Here is a 15,107-nt window from a genome sequence, read left to right as displayed (position 1 = left end):
TGTTCGTTTTTGGTTTTGGGGTGGGGTTATTCGTTTTTGGGTGTTCGTGGTTGGTTTTTGGCTTTTCGCTGGGACGAGTGGTAGGCTGCGGGTACGCGGGTCAGCTCGAAGGTCTCGGGCAGCTAGAATTGCTGGGGACGGAAGTTGTTGATAAAGATGGTTTCCTGGAAAGACTTCCGCTTCCAGAGCAAGACGTTGCGGGTGCCGGCCTTGGGCTGCAGGTGGACGCTGATGTGGTTGTGGCGGCGCTGGTCCTGAAATCCCACGGTCATGCCGGTCTCGTAGCCGGGGTCCATTGCACCCAGGGGCAGGCCGCTTTCCGGGGCCGAAAACGTTTCTTCGACCACCACGCCGCGACGGCTGAAGCTGTAGCGGCCCAGCAGCACCACATGGGTTTCTGAACCGGAGAAGCGGAAGTTGCCCTCATCCAGCTGCACCCGGAAGACGGTGGAATCGGTGCGGTGTTCCCACAGCCCGACGTAGGGATTGGCCGGGGCGGTCTGGGGGGCGGAAGAAGCGGCGAAAGACGCCGGCAGTAGGCTCCAGAAAGCGAAGGGTAGCAGGGCAAGCATAGGCGGAGGGCTGGTCTGAGAAGTAGATGCCCGGCCGCGGGGCTTTCCACAGCATCGGCCAGGGGCTTTTTGCCGGTGGCTACGCTACCGGCTGGGGCAGAGATGCTTAATTTATTGCCCGCCGCTACTACCAATTACCAATGCCCCGCCGATGAAGCGCAGGCGAATGGTTGCGTCTGATCGGCCGCGCCGTTCCACGAGGAGACGCAACCGAAGGAAGGCGTAGCCAAGTATGCGTCTCTACATCGTTCAGGAATCCTCCGCCAGCTGCAGGCGGCCCAGGGCGCGCACGGTGAGGTAGCCCAGCAGCAGGAAAGCGCCCATGAGCAGCGTCAGGCCCCAGGCGCGGGGGTGGGCGGTGGGGTGCAGCAGGGTGCCGATGATGTCGTAGGCCAGGCTGAAGGGATTGGCCACCACGTCCCAGCTGTTCCAGCGCAGGAAGCGGCCCAGGTACACGCCGTAGGCGCTCAGCAGCAGGGCCGCGCTGCTGAACAGCCAGCCGGCAGCCCGGCCCAGGCGCTCAGCCACGAAGCGCTGCATGTCGAGCAGGGAGGCGTAGCCCAGCATGAGGCCGTTCCAGGCGGCGGTCAGAATCAGCAGCAAATCGTACCAGCGCGGCACGCCAGTGTACTTGCCCAGGTGCAGCAGATCGGTGAGGATGTAGGGGGCATTGGGAAAGAACAGCAGCCACAGCAGCCCCACCGGCAGCAGCCAGCGCCGCCGCACCCCGGGCTCGACGGTTCCCAGCAGCAGGCTCAGGCCCAGCGGGATGGCGGCCAGAAACAGGTTCCAGAGCAGGAACACGAAGGTGATGTGCTGGGTCCAGAACACCCGGAACAGCACCAGCACCGTGCTCAGGGCCAGGGAGGCGCCCAGGATCAGCAACAGGTCGTAGCGTTGGCGCAGCAGCGGCAGGGACGAAACGGGTAAGGCGGGCATGGATCGGTTGGCAATTGGCGAAGCCCCCCAACGCCGCGCCGCGGGCCGGTAGTATAGCGAGCGGCCGTTATTGCGCGCCCGGGGCCTGGCCGGCGGCCCAGCGCAGGGTAGCCTGGGTTTGGGCGTACTTGGCCTGCAGCTCGGCCAGCTTGAGCCGGGCCGAGAGCAGGGTGGCCTCGCGGGAGTTGAGCAGGAACACCGAGCTTTCCCCGTTTTCGAAGCGGATTTGCTCGCCCGCGCGCAGCCGCTCGGCGTTGGCCACCACCTGCTGCTGCACCAGAAGCTGCTGCTGCAGGCCCTGCTGGTCGTTGGCCGTGGTGCGCAGGGCGGTGCCGATTTCGCGGGAGGTTTGGGTGAGGCCCAGGGTAGCTTCCTGCAGCTTGAGGCGAGTGATTTGCAGCTTGCTGCGCTCCTGGCGCAGCAGCAGGGGGTAGGCAAAGCTCACGCCCAGCTTGTAGTTGTTCTGGTAAATGGGGGCGGGGCCGTAGTCCCACTCGGTCTGGCCGGGGCGGCCGTTGAGCAGCAGGTTGTAGTCGACCGAGAGCTTGGGCAGCAGCTTGTTCTGGGCCAGGCGGCGCTCCACTTCCAGCTGCCCGATTTTGGCGCGGGCCTTGAGCAGGTCGGGGTGCTGCTGCCGGGCCTGGGTTACCAGCTCTTCGAGGGGCAGCGCGGCCAGGGCCTGCCAGGCCGATTCGGTGGGTAGCAGCTGGGGCCGCGCCGAGGCGGGCAGCTCGCGGGGGCGTTGCTGCGGGTCCCAGAGGTAGTTGCTCAGCACCAGGGTGGCGTTCTGCCAGTCTACTTCGGCTTGCAGCAGCTGGGCGCGGCGGTTTTGCAGCTCCGTCAGGGCTTCCACCGAGTCGATGGCGGCCAGGTCGCCCTGGCGCACCCGCTCGCGCACGGCGCGGTAGCGCACATCGGCCAGCTGGAAGTTGCCCTGCAGCAGCTGGCGGCGCTGGTGGGCGAGGGTCCAGTTCCAGTAGTCCTTGGCGGCGGCCAGCAGCAGCTTGTTGAGGGCGGCCAAGCGCTCGGCTTCGGCCAGGCCCTGCAGCGCCTGCGCACTGCGCACGGCGGCCCGGCGCTCATCCATCAGCAAACCCTGGCCCAGCGGCAAACTCAAACCCAGGTAGGTGAGGCCGGCGGCGGGGGTAGCGTCCTGCTCGCTGATGCGCGGCCCCACGTTGCGCTCGTAGCCCAGCTTCACGTCGGGGCCGTACCACAAAGGCAGGCGCAGGGTGTTGTCCCAGAGGTTCCAGTAGTCTTTGCCGCCGAACTCCTTGCGGTAGAACTTACTCGCGGCGGTGGGGTCGAGCAGGCCGCGGGCCTGGCGCACTTCCTGGCGGGCGCGCTCGGGCAGCAGCCCGGCCTGCCGGGCCACGGGGTGATTTTCACCCACCAGCGTCAGCAGATCGGCCAGGGTAAACAGCGAATCGGCGGGCAGACCCCACCCCCCGGCCTCGTTCCCAAAAGGAGAAAGGGCGCCAGGCGATGACGCGGGCGCCGATTCAGGCGACCCCGCAGAAGACAACCCGGCCGACGCGGCGGCCGATGCGGGAGTGGCCTGACCAGCGGGCAGGGTGGAATTCAGCGGGAGCTGCGCGGCGGCTGGGAGGAAGCTGCTCAGCCACAGGGCCAGTGCCGGCGCGGCGAGCCGGCAAAGCAACCGCAGCAGGCTTAGCGAGTGGATCATAGGGCGGTGTCGTCGGAAGAGCTGCTGTAGTCCGCTTTCTTGTCGGCCTTGGCCCCGGCTTTATCGGGGTCGTAGCCCACGAAGTTGGGCGGGAAGCCGTTGAGCTGGCGCCAGAGCTCGTACCAGATGGGCACGTCGTCGAGCAGGGCCCAGCCGTACACCCCCGAGCCCACGCGCAGGGGCCGGGGCCAGGGCTCCTCATCGGGGTCGGGGGTAACCAGAATGCGGTAGCGGCCCTGCGAGTCGAGGTTGTCGATGACGGCCACCCGGCCACCGAAAGTGCCGAAGCTGGTGCCGGGCCAGCCCGAAAACACCAGCGCGGGCCAGCCGTCGAACTGCAGGCGCACCTTCCGGCCCACGGCCAGCAGCGGAATGTCCATGGGCTGCACGTAGAGCTCGGCGGCCAGCTGGGGCTTGTCGGGCATCACCGTCACAATGGATTCGCCCTCCTTCACCATCTCGCCGATGCCAGCCTTAAGAGCGCGCACCACGTAGCCGTCCTGCGGGGCCGTAATGCGGTAGAAGCCCGAGCGGATGCTCAGGTTGGCGTACTCGTTGCGCATCTTGGCAATCTGGCCCTCGGTGTCGAACTGGTAGGCCAGCACCGAGCGGCGGTCCGACTCGGCCTTGGACAGCTTGTCCTGGTACTCGGCCTGCAGCGAAGCCAGCTCCAGCTGGGCGTTGGTCAGCTCCTGGCGGGTGGAGGCCAGCTTGTTTTCCACTGCCTGGCGTTTGGCCGTCGATTCCTGGAACTTCAGGCGGCGCTGCTCCAGCTCGGTGAGGGACTTGAGGCCCTGCCGGTACAGGTTTTCCTGGCGCTCCAGTTGCTGGCGGGCAATGTCGAAGTCGTTGTTGGCGGCGCGCAGCTCGGCCTGGTCGCTGTTGAGCTTCAGGCGGGTTTGCTCCACCTTGTTGCGGGCCTTGTCGAGGCTCACGCTCAGGGAAGCGCGCAGGGCGGCCTGCTGGGCTTCGAGGGCCAGCTGCTTGGCTTCGTTTTCGCGCAGGGCGCCCTGCTTGGCCGCCAGCTGCTCGCGGGTACGGGCCAGCAGCTCGGGGTCGAAGTACTTGTCCTTGATTTCGGCAATGTCGACCAGGGTGTCGCCGCGGCGCACCAGCTGGCCTTCGCGCACCCGCCACCGCTCGATGCGGCCGGCAATGGTGCTGGGCACGGTCTGGGGGCGGTCCTGGGGGCGCAGGGTAGTGAGGGTGCCGGTGGAGCGGATGTTCTGCGTCCAGGGCAGGAAGCCGGCCAGCAGCAGCAGGGCCGCCAGCCCCAGGCACCAGCGGGCCAGCGTGCGGCCCGCCCGGGGCGTCTGCACCTGCTCGAAGGAGCGGAAGCGGCCCGCGGTGGGGTGGGTTTCGGCTAGAGGGTGCTCAGCAAAGGGCATGGGAAAGGCAATGGCTGAATGAGTGAATGGGGGAGTGGGTGAGTGAGTGGGTGAGTGAGTGGGTGAGTGAGTGGGTGAATGAGAGAATGACAGGGCGATTCACTCCTTCTCCCATTCCCCCACTCACCCCTTGCCTACTGGGCCAGCAGGGCACGCAGCTCGGGCTGCTGCGACACTTCGGCGAAGGGCCCGTCGGCTACCAACCGGCCGTCGCGCAGCAGCGCGGTGCGGGGGCACAGGGCCAGCACCCGCGGGTCGTTGGAGGCCAGCAAAACCGTCCAGGGCTGCTCGGGGGCCACCAGCTGCCGCAGAATGCGCAGGCGTTCGGCCGGCTCGACGCCGGGCAGGAAATGGTCGAGCAGCAGCAGGCGGGGACGGCGCACCAGGGCCCGGGCCAGCAGCAGCTTCTGGCGCACGTGCTCGGGCAGCGGCACTCCCACGCCCAGCACCGTAGCCAGGCCCAGGGGCTGGGCGTAGAAGTAGTCGCGCAGGCCCACCAGCTCCAGGGCCTGGGTTACGTCCTCGGGACCGATGCCGGGCTGCTCGAGGGTCAGGTTTTCGAGCACCGTGCCGGCAAACAGGTGCTGGTGCGAGAGGTTTTCACCCACGGCCGCGGCCACGGCGGCGGGCGTCAGGTCGCGCAGGGCCACGCCGTCGTAGGCCAGCACGCCGGTGTAGTCGGCGAGCAGGCCGGCCAGCACGCGCAGCAGCGAGGTTTTGCCCGAGCCATCGTAGCCAGCCAGGCCCAGGTGCTCCCCGGGGCGCAGCTGCAGCGTAACGCCCTCCAGGGCCGGGTTGCGGGCCCCGGGGTAGCGGTAGTGCACCTCGCGCAGCTCCACGGCCAGGCCCTGGTTGGACGGGGGCAAAGTCAGCACGCCGGCGGAATCGGGGACCACGGGCAGGTCGAGCACGTGGCCGATCTTGTCGATGGCCGTGAGGGCGTCGTAGAGCACGTCCAGCTTCAGCACCACTTTCTCGACGGCCCCGATGGTGAGAATGATAACGATTTCGGCGGCCACGAACTGCCCGATGTTGATTTGCTTGCTGATGAGCAGCCAACAGCCGATGATGAGCAGACCCGCCGTAATCAGGGCTTTGAAGGCCACGAACCCAAAGTACTGGGTGATGAGTACCCGAAAGTGGCCGCGGCGGGCGCTCAGGTAGCCTTCCACCAATTCGTCGGTGCGGCTCAGCACCAGGGGGCGCCGTGGGGCCAGGCGGAAGGTAAAGGCCGTGCGGGCCACGTCCTCGAGCCAGGCCACCACGCGGTACTTGTACTTGGATTCGGTGAGCGAGCTGCTCAGGCCCTGCGGCCCGGTAATGCGCAGCAGCAAGGCCAGCACGCCCACCAGCAGCACCCCGAACGCGATGAACACGGGATGGTAGAGCGAGAGCAGCAGTAGCCCGAAGAGCATTTGCAGGGCGGCGGCGCTGAACTCGATCAGCAGCGTAGCCAGGCCTTTCTGCAGGGTGGGGGCGTCGAGCAGGCGGTTGACCAGCTCGGGCAGGTACTGGCCGCCCAGCGCCTCGGTGCGCACCCGCGGTAGGCGCACCGCAAAATCAAACGACACGCGGGCAAACAGGCGGCGCTGAATGAACTCGACCAGGTACACCTGCATGATCTGCAGGGCGCCGACCAGCACTGTGCCCAGCACAATGAAGCCGATGAGCACCACCAGCGAAGTGCTGACCGCCCCGCTGGACACGAAGTTGATAACCGACTGCACGCCCAGCGGCAGCGAGAGGTTGATGATGCCCGCCAGCGCGGCGTACACATATAAGTAGATAATGTCGCGGCGCTCGGCGCCCAGCAGGCGCCACAGGCGTTGAGCCGGGCTCAGGGAAGCAGAGTCAGGAGCGTTGGCCATACAGTAGATGAGGGCGGCAGAAGCAGTGAAACAGACGGGGCGGCGCTATTTTCCCAGGGCCGAAAACACCAGGTGGTCGAGAAAGAAAAGCACGTTGTTTTCGGCGGTGGCGGGGTCGGGGGCATCGGCCAGCACGGGCATGTGCTGGGCGAAGAACAGCTGCTGGCGTGCGGCTTCGAGCACGGTGCTAACCAGGGCGTGGGGGTAAGGGTAGTCGGGATTCAGCTCCTGCACGGCCGCCAGCACGTCGGTGGCCAGCAGCTTGTACTCCTGAAAAAAGCCGTCGTCGTTGCCCTGGTCCACCTCGCGCGTGAGGTAGGTTTTGGAGGCCTCGGCCACCACAATGCGGTACAGGGCGGCCTCGTCGAGGTCGGTGGTGGCGGGCTGGTCGCGGTGGGCGCGGGTGATGATGTTGAGCATCAGCCGCAGGCGCCCGGCCGGGTCGGCCACGTTGTGGGTGTGAAAGCGGATCTGGTGGCGCAGCCAGGCCCAGTGCCACGACACGAGGTACACCAGCAGGCGGTGCTTGTTTTCGAAGTAGCGGTAGAGGGAGGCCTCGGTGGAGCCCATTTGCTGGGCCAGCTTGCGGAAGGTGAAGTGCTCGAAGCCGATGGCGTCGATCAGCTTAACGCTTTCGGTGATGATGCGCCGGCCCAGCCCGGTGGCCTGGGGGTCGCGTAGGTACAGCTTGGCGTTGAGTTCGGGGTGCAGGTGACTAATCATAGGGCTTCAGCAAGCAGGGGTGTAGCGAATACCAGCTGGCACGGATGATAGTTTTACTATTAAAGAAATTTAATCCCGCTGCCCCGTTTCGTCCGGGACGCATCGCGGCCTGACGGGCTTGCGTACCTTTGCCGGGTCCGGCCCCGAACTCCACGCCGGCAATCAGTGCTTTCAGCTATGCGGTTATTTTACCACGGGTGGGTGTTGGGAATTTTGCTCACGGCTGCCTCGGCCACGGCCCAGCAGCCAACCAAACCGGCGACCCCGAAACCGGCCAGCGTCAAGCCCGCGCCAGGGCCCGCGAAACCGGCCCCGGGAGCTGCTGCCAAGCCCACGGTGACAAAGCCTGCGCCGGCAGCTAAACCTGCCGCAACCGGCACTACCGCCAAGCCAGCGGGCAGCAGCGCGACCCCCGCGGCGGCTAAAACGCTTCCTGCCGCCGCTAAGCCGGCCCCGGCTGCGGGCAAGCCGGCCAGCAAGCCCGCCCCTGCACTACCCGCCAACCTGGGCTCGTCGGACCCCGAGCTGCGCTACCGCAACGGCAAAACCCTCATCGACCAGACCCGCTACGAGCTGGCCATGCAGGAGCTGCAGCCGCTGACAGTGCCCGCCGCCAAATTCGGCAAGGCGCCCGAGGCGGCCTACCTGTACGCCGTGGCGGCCGGGCGGGCGGGCAAGTGGGCCGAGGCCGAGCAGATGCTGAACTTGCTGCGCAACGAGTACCCGCAGTGGCCGGGATTGAGCGAGGCCTTCTTCCTGCAGGGACAGGCATCGTTTGAGCAGGGGGAACCCGATAACGCCCTGCGCGTGCTGCACCAGATTCCGGCCGGGCAGCTGCGCGCCCAGCAGGCGGCTATGAAAGCCAGCTACCTGCCCCGCCTGCGCGACAAAGTCCTCTGGCAAAATTTGCTGCGCCGCTACCCCCAGGACACGGTACTGGCCCGCGCCTTTGCCGAGCAGCTGGTGTTCGGCGGCCTCTACACCGACGCCGATAAGCCCCAGCTCGACCAGGTGGTGCAGCAGTTCGGCCTCGACCGCACCCGCTACACCCCGCGCCCGCGCCCGGCCCGCAAGAGCGGCTACAACGTGGCCGTGCTGCTGCCCTTCGAGTTCAACGACCCCAGCTGGGAAACGCGCCGCCGCCTGCAGTTCGTCAACGACCTGTACGCCGGCCTGAAGCTGGCCCAGGACTCGCTGCAGCGTGAAGGCCGCCCGCTGAATCTCTACGCCTACGACACCGGCGCCGACACCCTACAGCTCAAGCAGCTGCTGGCCCAGCCCGAGCTGGCCGGCATGGATTTGATTGTGGGCCCGGTGTACAAGTCGGGCAGCAAGATTCTGGCCCGCTTTGCCCGCGAGCGGCAGATCATCACCGTCAACCCGCTTTCGCAGGACGGTGACCTGGTGCTGGACAATCCCTGGCACTATCTGTTCGAGCCCAGCACCAGCACCCAGGGCCGGCAGGCGGCCGAGTTTGCCTATCGCGCCTGGGGTGGGGGCCCGGCCATCGTATTGCACGAAGACTCGCGCGACGAAACCGCTTTTGCCCAGGCTTACAAAACCGCCTACGAAGCCCTGGGCGGCCGCGTGCTGGCTTTGCGCCGCGTCGACTCGGAAATTCCCGAGGCCTACGCGGCGGCTTTCGGCGGCTACGATGCCAAAAGCGCGGGCCACGTGGTGGTAGCCTCCGACGCCAAGAAAGCCGGTCCGGCTACGCTCAGCGCCCTGCAGGCCCAGGGGCTGCGCGTGCCGCTGCTGGCCTACGCCTCCTGGCTCGATAACCCCAGCCTGAGCCTGGGGCAGCTGGATCAGCGGGAAGTGTTTTTCGTGCACCCCAAGTACCTCGACGGCACCCAGCCCGGCGTGCGCCGCTTCCGCCAGCTCTACACCCAGCAGCTGAACCTGCCCCCCTCGGTATTCGCTTTCTCGGGCTTCGAGCTGCTGTATTACTTCGGCACGCTGCTGCACCAGCACGGCCCGGCGTTTCAGCAGCCGCTGGCCGGTTCGGGACCAGTGTCGGGCACGGTGTTCCAGGGCATCGGCTACCCCAACCAGGCCCACGACAACCAATATGTGCCCATCACCAAGCTCGAGCGCCTGGAGCTGGAAGTGCAGAACCCCGTGGGGCTGCGCTAATCCTACTGCGGCGGCTTACGAGGCTTAATCGTTATTTAAAATCATTCTATATAAATCTTGCCGACCCCGGCAGGCGGTTCTACCTTTGTGCGTCTTCCGACAGGATTTAACCAGACGTACATGCGCTTACCTGCTTACCCCCGGTTGCTGCTGGCTCTTTGCGGGCTGCTGATCAGCTTTTTTACCCGGGCCCAATCCACCGGCATCATTCGCGGAACGGTGCGCGACGCGCAATCGACAGCCCTGCCAGGCGCCAGCGTGCGATTGGCCAATACCAGCTTTGGCACGGCCGCAGCGGCCGACGGCTCGTTTCGGCTGGAGAACCTGCCGGCCGGCACGTATGCCGTTGAGGCCACCTTCATCGGCTACCAGCTGGCCCGCCGGAGCGTGACGCTTACCGAAGGCAGCACCCAAGTCATTGAGCTAACCCTTGCGCCCGACGCCGGCACCAACCGGCAGCTGGGGGAGGTCATCGTGTCGGCCAGCCGCCGGGCCGAGCCGATCCGGGAAACGCCGGTGTCGGCCACCATCCTGAACGCCCGTGAGGTGCAGCTGCAGGCCGCCGCTACGCCCAACAACCTGGCGGCCGTGGTGGGCAACGCCGTACCCGGCCTGGGTTTGACTACCAACCAAACCGGCAACGTGGGTCAGACCCTGCGCGGCCGCAACGTGCTGGTACTCATCGACGGCATTCCGCAGAGCACCCCGCTGCGCGCCGGCGGCCGCGACATCCGTACCCTCGACGCCACGGTGATTGAGCGGGTGGAAGTCATTAAAGGAGCCACCGCCATCTTCGGCAACGGCGCCGACGGCGGCCTGATCAACTACATCACCAAGCGCCCGGTAGCCAGGCAGAAGTTCGGTGGCCAGACGGTGCTGGGCGTGAACGGCAACCTCACGCACACCGGCAACACCCTGGGCTACCGCGCCACCCAGCAGCTGTACGGCAAGCCCGGCCGGTTCGACTACGTGGTGAGCTGCACCTTCGACCAGAGCGGCGTGTACCAAGACGCCAAAGGGGAGGTGATTTCGCCGCGCTACGGCCTGGGCGAAACCAAAACCTACAACGGCTTCGGCAAGCTGGGCTACGACCTCAACGACAAGAACCGTCTGGAGCTGATGTACAATTTCTTCAGCTCGCGCCAGAACTCCGACTACCTGACCCAGGTGGGCAAGTACGGCGTGAGCCCGGCCATCGGGGTGAAGGGCGAGCGGCCCGGCGTGGACGAAGGCACCCGCCACAACCACAACGCCTACCTGACCTACCGCGGCCAGGAAGTGCTGCCCCTGCGCACCGGCGTGGAGCTGACCGCCTACTGGCAGGACTTCCGCACCATTTACGATGCGGAACCGACCTTCTTCGAGGGCGGCGGGCAGTCGGAAATCAACTCCGATAAAAAGGGCCTGCGCCTGAACCTCAACACGCCCCTTCTCACCGGCGAGCAGTTCAGCGCCGAAGCCACCTACGGCCTCGATCTGCTGGGCGACCAGACCACCCAGAACCTGGTGGACGGCCGCCTCTGGACCCCGCGCATGAGCATGCGTAACCTGGCGCCCTACGCCCAGCTGCGCGCCACTTTGCTAGAGCATTTTGTACTGAAGGGCGGGGCGCGGGTAGAGAACATTCGGGTGGAAGTGCCCGACTACACCACCCTGCGCACCCAAAGCGGCGCTACCTACACCGGCGGCGTAGCCGTGAAGGGGGGCGCGCTCAAGTACAACACGGCCGTGTTCAACGCCGGCCTGCGCTACGCCCGCTTCAAGTGGCTGAACCCTTTCGTGAGCTACTCCGAGGGCTTCTCGCTCTACGAACTGGGCCGCACCCTGCGCACGGCCCGGGCCAACACGCTTTCCTTGCTGGAAACCGAGCCCATTGTGGTGCGCAACTACGAGGCCGGCCTCAGCAGTGAGCTGGGTCCGCTCACGCTCGGCGGGGTGTACTTCGTCAGCAAATCGGACCTCGGGGCCAACCTGGTAGACCAGGGCAACGGCATTCTGGTGCCGCAGCGTGCCCCCGAACGGGTGTGGGGCTACGAGCTGACCGCTGATCTGCAGGTGCAGCAAAACCTGAGCCTGGGCGGGTCGTGGTCGTGGGTGGAAGGCCGGGCCACCCTTACCAATAAGGTAAACGGGCAGGACGTAACCCAGGGCGTGTGGCTGAACGGCAACCGCATTGGGGCGCCCAAGGCCACCGGCTACCTGCGCTATCAGCCCTGGGAGCCGCTGAGCCTGGCTTTGAACTACGTGTACTCGGGCACCCGCACGCGCTTCAACCCCAACGCCGCCGGCAACTACGCCTCGGGCGAAGGCCCCGTGCGCAGCTTTGGCCTGCTGAACCTGACTAGCAGCTACCGTTTCGGTGAACAGCTGGGCCTCACGCTGGGCATCGAAAACCTGCTGAACAACGCGTACTACGCGCCGCTGGCCCAGTTTACCGGCACCGCTGCCAACTACACCCGCGGCAACGGCGCCCGCTTCAACCTGAGCGTCGCGTACTCCTACTAGCCCGGCGCTTTTACTCACCTCCTCTCCGTCTGCCATGAACCTCAAGCGCCGCCTGTTCACGCTGCACTCCTGGCTGGGGCTGGTGTGCGGCGGTTTCATCCTCGTGTTCTTCGGCACGGGGGCGCTCATGGTATTTCGGGAAGAGCTGAACGAGGTGCTGCACCCGGAGCTGTTTCGGGTGGAGGCCAAGGGCACGCGGCTGAGCTACCACGAGCTGTACCGCCGCGCCCGGGCGGCCGAGCCGGCCGCGCAGTTTTACTCGTTCCGGCGCGTGCCCCAGGCTCCCCACGAGGCGCTGGAAATCCGCATCTACGAGGGGCAGGAGCCCGGGCGGCTGTTCATCAACCCCTACTCGGGCGCGGTGCTGGGCAAGTCGTTCGGCTCCTTCACCGATCAGCTTATCATCCTGCATTCCACCTTCCTGCTCAAGGAGCTGGGCAAGCTGCTGGCGGGCATTTTCGCGCTGGCGCTGCTGGGCTCGGTCCTGACGGGCCTGGTGGTATACCGCAAGCACCTGCTCGACGCCCTGCGGTTTCGGAACGCCATCCGCTGGAAAAACTGGCGCACGGCTTCCTCGGGGCTGCACCGCGTGCTGGGCTCCTGGGCGCTGCTGTTCAACGTGGTGCTGGCCGGCAGCGGCCTCTGGATAACCTACGATGCCTTTAAGCTGCAGAAGCTGCTGAGCGCCGACAAAGAGCAGCAGGTGGACTCATTGCCGCCGGTAGCGGCCGACCTCAATGCGCTGATAGCCGAGGCGCAGCGCCTGGAGCCGGGCCTGGAGCTGGTGCGCCTGAATTTCCCGCGCAAGCCCGACGCGCCGGTTACGGTGCTGGGCCGGGCGCCCGGCAGCGGCTGGCTGTGGGGTAGTACCTCTACCAAGATTGAGTTTGCCAACGCGGCGGGCCCGGCGCGGGTGAAAAAAGCCTTCCGGGAGCAGGATCTGGGGCCGGTCGAGCGGCTGGACTTTGCCCTGCGCACCCTGCACTATGGTCAGTACGGCGGCCTGCCAATCAAAATCGTCTACAGCCTGCTGGCGCTCAGCAGCGCCGTCATTACCATCACCGGCTACCTGCTGTGGTGGCGCCGGCGGCGCCCCGCGCACCAGCGCCCGGCGGCCGTGCCGCGGCGGGCCGTGGCCTAAAAGCCTTTCCTTGGGTTTTCAGTGCGAGTGCGTATGGCCCATTTACTTCATCAAAACGCCATTGGCTACACCGCCTGGTGCCTGCGCACCCGGCACGTGTACCTGAACGTCGGGCCCGTGGCCCTGGCCGCCAATACGGAGGAGTTTGCCCGGTTCAAGACCCGCATCGGCGAACTGTGGCAGCGCACCGTACCACCCGCCGACCCCGACCTGCGTTACCTGGCCGTGCGCACCGATGCTCACAAGCTGGCGTTGGTATTTACCTACCCGGAGCTGCAGGAACTGTGGGAATTGCTGGAACTGACGGCCCTGCTGCTGGCAGCAGACGCGGCGCTCAACGACGACCTACCGGGCGGTTGCACTTCCTGCCCCTTCGGCACCTGAGGTTCCAGGCAAAACCAAGCGCCGCCCGGTAGGCCGGGCGGCGCTTGGTTTTCAGACGCCGCAACGCCTGGGCCGGTCTATTCCCACTCGATGGTTGCCGGCGGCTTGGAGCTGATGTCGTAGACCACGCGGTTAATGCCGCGCACCTGGTTGATGATGCGGTTTGATACCTCGGCCAGGAACTCGTAGGGCAGGTGAGCCCAGTCGGCCGTCATGCCATCCACGCTGGTGACGGCGCGCAGGGCTACCACCCGCTCGTAGGTGCGCTCGTCGCCCATCACGCCCACGCTCTGCACGGGCAAGAGCATGGCGCCGGCCTGCCACACCTTTTCGTAGAGGCCGTGCTGGCGCAGGGCGTCGATGAACACGGCGTCGGCGCGCTGCAGCAGGTCTACTTTCTCGGGGGTGATGTCGCCCAGAATGCGGATGCCCAGGCCGGGGCCAGGGAAGGGGTGGCGGTGCAGAATGTGGTGGGGCAGCCCCAGGGTTTCGCCCACTTCGCGCACCTCGTCCTTGAACAGCATGCGCAGCGGCTCCACCACCTTCAGCTTCATGTGGGCGGGCAGCCCGCCCACGTTGTGGTGGCTCTTGATGGTCACCGCGGGTCCTTTTACTGATACTGACTCAATCACGTCGGGGTAGATGGTGCCCTGGGCCAGCCAGGTGGCGCCTTCCACCTTGTGGGCTTCGCGGTCGAATACCTCGATGAAGGTGCGCCCGATGGCCTTGCGCTTGAGTTCGGGGTCGGTGAGGCCGGCCAGGGCGGCGTAGAACTCCGACGAGGCGTCGACGCCCGTCACGTTCAGACCCAGGCCCTGGTAGGAGTGCAGCACGCTCTCGAACTCATCTTTGCGCAGCAGCCCGTTGTTGACGAAGATGCCGTGCAGGCGCGGCCCGATGGCGCGGTGCAGCAGCAGGGCCGCCACGCTGGAGTCGACCCCGCCCGAGAGGCCCAGAATCACCTGGTCGGTTTCGCCGATGGTGCGCTGCAGGGCTGCCACGGCCGTGTCCACGTAGTGCTCGGGCGTCCAGTCCTGGGCGCACTGGCAGATGTCGACCACGAAGTTGCGCAGCAACTGCTTGCCCTGGGTGGAGTGCGTCACCTCGGGGTGAAACTGAATGCCGTAGGTGGGCTGGCCCTGGATGTGGTAGGCCGCTACCTCGACCTCCGGGGTGCTGGCAATGATGTTGTAACCCGCCGGCAGCGTCTTGATCGTGTCGCCGTGCGACATCCATACCTGCGAATCCAGGTTCAGGCCCCGCAGCAGCGGGCTGGCTTGCTCGATGTGGTGGAGACGGGCGCGGCCGTACTCGCGGATGGTGGCCGGCAGCACTTCGCCGCCGCCCTGCTGGGCCAGCAGCTGCGCGCCGTAGCACACGCCCAGCACCGGCACCCGGCCCAGGTACCGGCTCAGGTCGGGGTTGGGTGCTTCGGGGTCGCGCACCGAGCACGGACTGCCCGAAAGCACGACGCCCCGGATATCCTCAGTGAGGTCCGGGGCGTGCGTGTAAGGGTGAATTTCGCAGAAGACGTTCAGCTCGCGGATGCGCCGCGCGATGAGCTGCGTGTACTGCGACCCAAAATCTAGGATCAGAATCTGTTGAGGCATGGGCAAAGGTAGGCCGCCCGCGCGCCATCATGCAACCCGCGCCGGCTGAAAGCGGCCCGCCACCGGGAGTTGGATTGGAAAAATATGGGGCGTTATTTATTCAATAAAGCGCTAAAAGTGAAGTCGGAAGCTTGGCTAAGCGGCCGGGGTTTTG

Annotated in this window: 11 protein-coding genes; 4 read left to right on the top strand and 7 right to left on the bottom strand. The window is 66.3% G+C overall.

Translation table 11 applies throughout. The annotated features are described in order from the left end of the window. Positions 1-122: 122 nt before the first annotated feature. The 6 genes from ACE191_RS06205 to ACE191_RS06180 all read right to left on the bottom strand — a co-directional run bounded on the left by ACE191_RS06205 (position 123) and on the right by ACE191_RS06180 (position 7,177). Positions 123-572: a DUF6705 family protein gene (locus tag ACE191_RS06205; protein ID WP_400191317.1), complete on the bottom strand. Its 450-nt coding sequence runs from the start codon at positions 570-572 to the stop codon at positions 123-125. A gap of 249 nt (positions 573-821) precedes the next feature. Beyond that, positions 822-1,511 carry a DUF1361 domain-containing protein gene (locus ACE191_RS06200; RefSeq protein ID WP_400191316.1) on the bottom strand — a complete coding sequence of 230 codons (690 nt, stop codon included), beginning with the start codon at positions 1,509-1,511 and terminating at the stop codon, positions 822-824. 67 nt (positions 1,512-1,578) lie between these two features. After that, positions 1,579-3,198 (bottom strand): TolC family protein, encoded by a 1,620-nt coding sequence (locus ACE191_RS06195; RefSeq protein WP_400191315.1) that lies wholly within the window; start codon positions 3,196-3,198, stop codon positions 1,579-1,581. After that, positions 3,195-4,586 (bottom strand): HlyD family secretion protein, encoded by a 1,392-nt coding sequence (locus ACE191_RS06190; RefSeq protein WP_400191314.1) that lies wholly within the window; start codon positions 4,584-4,586, stop codon positions 3,195-3,197. Before ACE191_RS06190 ends, ACE191_RS06195 begins: the two co-directional genes overlap by 4 nt. 134 nt (positions 4,587-4,720) lie before the next feature. Next, positions 4,721-6,454, bottom strand: coding sequence for a peptidase domain-containing ABC transporter (locus ACE191_RS06185; RefSeq protein WP_400191313.1), 1,734 nt, complete (start codon positions 6,452-6,454; stop codon positions 4,721-4,723). A 45-nt stretch (positions 6,455-6,499) separates the two neighbouring features. Further along, positions 6,500-7,177, bottom strand: a complete 678-nt coding sequence (locus ACE191_RS06180; protein ID WP_400191312.1) for a TetR/AcrR family transcriptional regulator — start codon at positions 7,175-7,177, stop codon at positions 6,500-6,502. Positions 7,178-7,513: 336 nt separating this feature from the next. Between ACE191_RS06180 and ACE191_RS06175 the strand changes: the two genes are divergently transcribed. From ACE191_RS06175 to ACE191_RS06160, 4 genes are all read left to right on the top strand, one after another. Further along, on the top strand, positions 7,514-9,313 hold the full coding sequence (locus ACE191_RS06175; protein WP_400191311.1) for an ABC transporter substrate-binding protein: 1,800 nt from the start codon (positions 7,514-7,516) through the stop codon (positions 9,311-9,313). Positions 9,314-9,433: 120 nt separating this feature from the next. Beyond that, a complete protein-coding gene (locus ACE191_RS06170; protein ID WP_400191310.1) occupies positions 9,434-11,818 on the top strand; it encodes a TonB-dependent receptor in 2,385 nt (794 codons plus the stop codon). 34 nt (positions 11,819-11,852) lie between these two features. Further along, positions 11,853-12,959, top strand: a complete 1,107-nt coding sequence (locus ACE191_RS06165) for a PepSY-associated TM helix domain-containing protein (RefSeq protein ID WP_400191309.1) — start codon at positions 11,853-11,855, stop codon at positions 12,957-12,959. Between the two features lie 33 nt (positions 12,960-12,992). Then, the gene (locus tag ACE191_RS06160; RefSeq protein ID WP_400191308.1) at positions 12,993-13,343 is read left to right on the top strand and encodes a hypothetical protein; all 351 of its coding nucleotides are present in this window, start codon (positions 12,993-12,995) and stop codon (positions 13,341-13,343) included. Between the two features lie 77 nt (positions 13,344-13,420). Here ACE191_RS06160 and guaA read toward each other — a convergent pair whose 3' ends face one another. Further along, positions 13,421-14,953 carry a glutamine-hydrolyzing GMP synthase gene (guaA, locus tag ACE191_RS06155; RefSeq protein ID WP_400191307.1) on the bottom strand — a complete coding sequence of 511 codons (1,533 nt, stop codon included), beginning with the start codon at positions 14,951-14,953 and terminating at the stop codon, positions 13,421-13,423. Between the last annotated feature and the right edge of the window lie 154 nt (positions 14,954-15,107).

It is taken from the genome of Hymenobacter sp. B81 (assembly GCF_044628455.1).
Taxonomy (GTDB): domain Bacteria; phylum Bacteroidota; class Bacteroidia; order Cytophagales; family Hymenobacteraceae; genus Solirubrum.
This window is presented reverse-complemented; position numbering and strand designations above follow the sequence as displayed.

What these genes read in the sequence shown, in the direction of transcription:
- ACE191_RS06205 (WP_400191317.1), bottom strand. Translation starts at nt 572, where the DNA reads ATGCTTGCCCTGCTACCCTTCGCTTTCTGGAGCCTACTGCCGGCGTCT.
- ACE191_RS06200 (WP_400191316.1), bottom strand. Translation starts at nt 1,511, where the DNA reads ATGCCCGCCTTACCCGTTTCGTCCCTGCCGCTGCTGCGCCAACGCTAC.
- ACE191_RS06195 (WP_400191315.1), bottom strand. Translation starts at nt 3,198, where the DNA reads ATGATCCACTCGCTAAGCCTGCTGCGGTTGCTTTGCCGGCTCGCCGCG.
- ACE191_RS06190 (WP_400191314.1), bottom strand. Translation starts at nt 4,586, where the DNA reads ATGCCCTTTGCTGAGCACCCTCTAGCCGAAACCCACCCCACCGCGGGC.
- ACE191_RS06185 (WP_400191313.1), bottom strand. Translation starts at nt 6,454, where the DNA reads ATGGCCAACGCTCCTGACTCTGCTTCCCTGAGCCCGGCTCAACGCCTG.
- ACE191_RS06180 (WP_400191312.1), bottom strand. Translation starts at nt 7,177, where the DNA reads ATGATTAGTCACCTGCACCCCGAACTCAACGCCAAGCTGTACCTACGC.
- ACE191_RS06170 (WP_400191310.1), top strand. Translation starts at nt 9,434, where the DNA reads ATGCGCTTACCTGCTTACCCCCGGTTGCTGCTGGCTCTTTGCGGGCTG.
- ACE191_RS06165 (WP_400191309.1), top strand. Translation starts at nt 11,853, where the DNA reads ATGAACCTCAAGCGCCGCCTGTTCACGCTGCACTCCTGGCTGGGGCTG.
- ACE191_RS06160 (WP_400191308.1), top strand. Translation starts at nt 12,993, where the DNA reads ATGGCCCATTTACTTCATCAAAACGCCATTGGCTACACCGCCTGGTGC.
- guaA (WP_400191307.1), bottom strand. Translation starts at nt 14,953, where the DNA reads ATGCCTCAACAGATTCTGATCCTAGATTTTGGGTCGCAGTACACGCAG.